The 3,649-nt window shown below is 67.7% G+C and carries 3 protein-coding genes; 2 read left to right on the top strand and 1 reads right to left on the bottom strand.

The genetic code is table 11. From position 1 onward, the window contains the following. Together CSW58_RS12255 and ahcY are read left to right on the top strand one after the other, a co-directional pair. A partial coding sequence (locus tag CSW58_RS12255) for a CHAD domain-containing protein (protein ID WP_143755198.1) occupies positions 1-1,008 on the top strand: 1,008 nt, incomplete at its 5' end. A 132-nt stretch (positions 1,009-1,140) separates the two neighbouring features. Continuing rightward, positions 1,141-2,532, top strand: a complete 1,392-nt coding sequence (gene ahcY / locus CSW58_RS12260) for an adenosylhomocysteinase (protein ID WP_099447471.1) — start codon at positions 1,141-1,143, stop codon at positions 2,530-2,532. Positions 2,533-2,587: 55 nt separating this feature from the next. On the opposite strand, the gene CSW58_RS12265 is transcribed toward ahcY, so the two are convergent. Further along, a complete protein-coding gene (locus CSW58_RS12265; protein ID WP_099447472.1) occupies positions 2,588-3,508 on the bottom strand; it encodes a CPBP family intramembrane glutamic endopeptidase in 921 nt (306 codons plus the stop codon). Between the last annotated feature and the right edge of the window lie 141 nt (positions 3,509-3,649).

Below are 3,649 nucleotides of genomic sequence, written 5' to 3' on the forward strand. Positions count from 1 at the left end.
CGGCTGTCGCTGGTCAGCAAGGCCGAGCGCGGCTACGCCCTGGCGCTGGACGGCCGCGAGCAGCGGCGGCTGGGGGTCGATCGCGACGGCTTCGTGCTTCATTCCGACCTCACCGCCGGCCAGGCCCTGCAGGCCCTGGGTCAATCCGCCCTGGCCAGGCTCTGCTCCGACGGCGAGAGCCTTCGCGAACGACCGAGCCCGGAAGCCGTGCATCGCCTGCGCGTCGCGGCCCGTCGGTTCCGCGCCCTGCTCTCCGCCTTCAAGACCCTGACCGATGATCCGGCGGCGCGGCGTCTGCGCGAGGAGCTCAAGTGGCTGGCTGGGGCCCTGGGCCCGGCGCGCGACCTGGATGTCTTCATTGACGAGGTCTGGCGGCCGGCCGCCACGACGCCGCCATCGGTCGAGCATGGCGACGCCGAGGGACACGCCCAGGCGCTGGTCGCCTTCGGACGGGCGCTGCTGGACGCCCAGGCCACGGCCTATGGACGGGCCCTGGCGGCGCTGGACAGCGACCGCTATCGCGCCCTGACCCTGGAGGCGGCCGCTTGGCTGGAGGCCGGGCCGTGGCTCACGGCGCCTGGCCTGGCCAAGGCGCGCGACGGCGAGGCCGCCGCCCTGGCCCGCAAGGCGCTGACCAAGCGCCGACATACGATCCTCAAGCGTGGCGAGGACCTCGCCAACCTTGACCCCGCCACCCGCCATGCCCTGCGCATCAAGGGCAAGGTGCTTCGGTACGCCGCCGAGGACCTGGAACCGCTGTTTCCCGATCATCCCAAGCGCGCCAGGCGGTTCATCGAGGCGGTCAAGACCCTGCAGGACACGCTCGGCGCCCTCAATGACCTGATCGCCCGCGACGCCCTGGCCAAGGCCGTGGTCCTGGACAGCGACGACGCCGAGGCCGCTTTCGCCGCCGGCCAGCTGACCGCGCCGGCCGAGGCCGAGGGCCTGCTCATGCCCGCCGCCGTCGCGGCCTTTGACCGTTTCGCCGAGGCCAAGCCGTTCTGGTGACGCGCCGCGCAGCCACAGGGGCGCTCGGTGTCGCGAAAGGCATATAAAGAAATCCTTATGCGTTAATTGCCCAGTAGGCTTGGAAGCGCTATAGAGCCGGTCAAGACATCATCCGACCGCAGGAGCCCGACCGTGGCCGACTACATCGTCAAGGACATCTCGCTCGCCGATTACGGCCGCAAGGAAATCGCCATCGCCGAGACCGAAATGCCCGGTCTGATGGCCACCCGCGCCGAATATGGCCCGGGCCAGGTGCTGAAGGGCGCCCGCATCGCCGGCAGCCTGCACATGACCATCCAGACCGCCGTGCTGATCGAGACCCTCACCACCCTCGGCGCCGACGTGCGCTGGGCGTCGTGCAACATCTTCTCGACCCAGGACCACGCCGCTGCGGCCATCGCCGCCTCGGGCGTGCCGGTGTTCGCCTTCAAGGGCGAGAACCTGGTCGAGTACTGGGAATACGCCCACAAGATCTTCGAGTGGAGCGACGGCGGCTATCCGAACCTGATCCTCGACGACGGCGGCGACGCCACCTTGCTCTGCGTGCTGGGCCCCAAGGCCGAGAAGGACCCGACCCTTCTCAACGACCCGCAGAACGAAGAAGAAGAAGCCCTCTACACCGTGATGAAGCGGTATCTGGCCGAGAAGCCGGGCTTCTACACCGCGATCCGCGAAGCCATCACCGGCGTGTCGGAAGAAACCACCACGGGCGTCCACCGCCTGTACCAGATGGCGCAGAAGGGCGAGCTGCCCTTCCCGGCCATCAACGTCAATGACAGCGTCACCAAGTCCAAGTTCGACAACCTCTATGGCTGCCGCGAAAGCCTGGTCGACGCCATCCGTCGCGGCACCGACGTGATGCTGTCGGGCAAGGTCGCCGTGGTCTGCGGCTATGGCGACGTCGGCAAGGGCTCGGCCGCCTCGCTGCGCCAGGGCGGCGCCCGCGTCATCGTCACCGAAGTCGATCCGATCTGCGCCCTGCAGGCGGCGATGGAAGGCTATGAGGTCCAGACCCTGCAAGACGTCTCGTCCAAGGCCGACATCTTCGTCACCGCCACCGGCAACAAGGACGTCATCACCCTGGACGACATGCGGGCGATGAAGAACAACGCCATCGTCTGCAATATCGGCCACTTCGACTCTGAAATTCAGATCGCCGCCCTGCGCAACTTCAAGTGGGACGAGATCAAGCCGCAGGTCCACCACGTGGAATTCCCGGACGGCAAGAAGCTGATCGTGCTGTCCGAAGGCCGCCTGGTGAACCTGGGCAACGCCACCGGCCACCCCAGCTTCGTGATGAGCGCCAGCTTCACCAACCAGACCCTGGCCCAGATCGAGCTGTGGACCAACCGGGCCTCCTACGAGAACCAGGTCTATACCCTGCCCAAGCACCTCGATGAAAAGGTCGCCTTCCTCCACCTGGAGAAGCTGGGCGCCAAGCTCTCCAAGCTGCGTCCCGACCAGGCCGAGTACATTAATGTTCCGGAAAGCGGCCCGTTCAAGCCGGACCACTACCGCTACTAGGATCGCCTGACGGTGATCGGATCAGGCCCGCTCGCGGAAACGCGGCGGGCCTTTTTCATGCCCGCTCGACGGGCGCGCCCCTGACGCCCCAGCGCAGCAGGGCGGCGGTGGCGGCGATGACCACCAGGTTCAGCAGGCTGCCCTCCGGACCGGTCGGCCCGCCGCTGAGCCAGGCCGCGCCGAGGGGATGTCCGCTCATCAGGCTGCCGGTGGAGTCATGACCGCTGTTGCCGACGCCGAACAGGAATGACTGGGCCCAGTTCCAGGCGGCGTGATAGCCGATGGCCCACCACAGCGAGCCTGTCTTCCAGACGCTGTAGCCGAACACCAGGCCAATCAGCACGACCGATACCAGGCCGATCCAGCCCTCGCCGGCATTGCTGAGGTGCCCGGCCGCGAACAACAGGGATGTCAGGATGATCGCCCAGCGGTAGCCGAGGCTGCGCGCGAGCCGGGCCAGCAGGTAACCGCGCAGGACCAACTCCTCATAGAGCCCGATCATCAGGCAGGCGACCAACCACAGCAGCCCCTGTCGCAGGGCCTGCGCCCCGTCCAGGGCAGGCGGATCAAGCCGCAGCGCGTCCAGGGCGACCAGGATTCCAGCCAGGGCGGCCATCATGGCCAATCCGATCGCGGTGCCTTGCGCCAGTCGCGGCAAAAGCGGGCGCGGGGCGAGCCCGTATTGCGCTGGGCTCCGGCGTTCGACCAGCGCCATGCCGGCCGTGGCGACGACGACCGAAACCAGCATCAAGGATACGACGCGAATCGTCCCCAGGGCGCTGTCAGGATCCCGCCCCATGACGGCGCTGCTGACCCCGGCGGCGGACAGGCCGATCGCCAGGCCGATCTGGACCACGCCCGCCATCAACAGGAACAGCAGAACGCTCCAGCCGAGTCTCAAGCCGGTCGGCCCGACGAAAATCCAGGCGATTCGACGGCTTAGGCCGACCTTGGGCCGGGGTGCGGACTGGGGCATGGGCGTCTCCTCCGGGGCAAGCTTTACAAGCCCGCTATGGCCGCGAACAGCCTGATCGCCGTCCGGCGCCGATGTGCGCCCTGTTCAAGGCCGCTGGGCTCCGCTAAGCCGCTTTCCATGCCCTTAGCCCTGATCAATCTC

The sequence above is a fragment of the Caulobacter sp. B11 genome (assembly GCF_002737765.1).
Classification (GTDB): domain Bacteria; phylum Pseudomonadota; class Alphaproteobacteria; order Caulobacterales; family Caulobacteraceae; genus Caulobacter.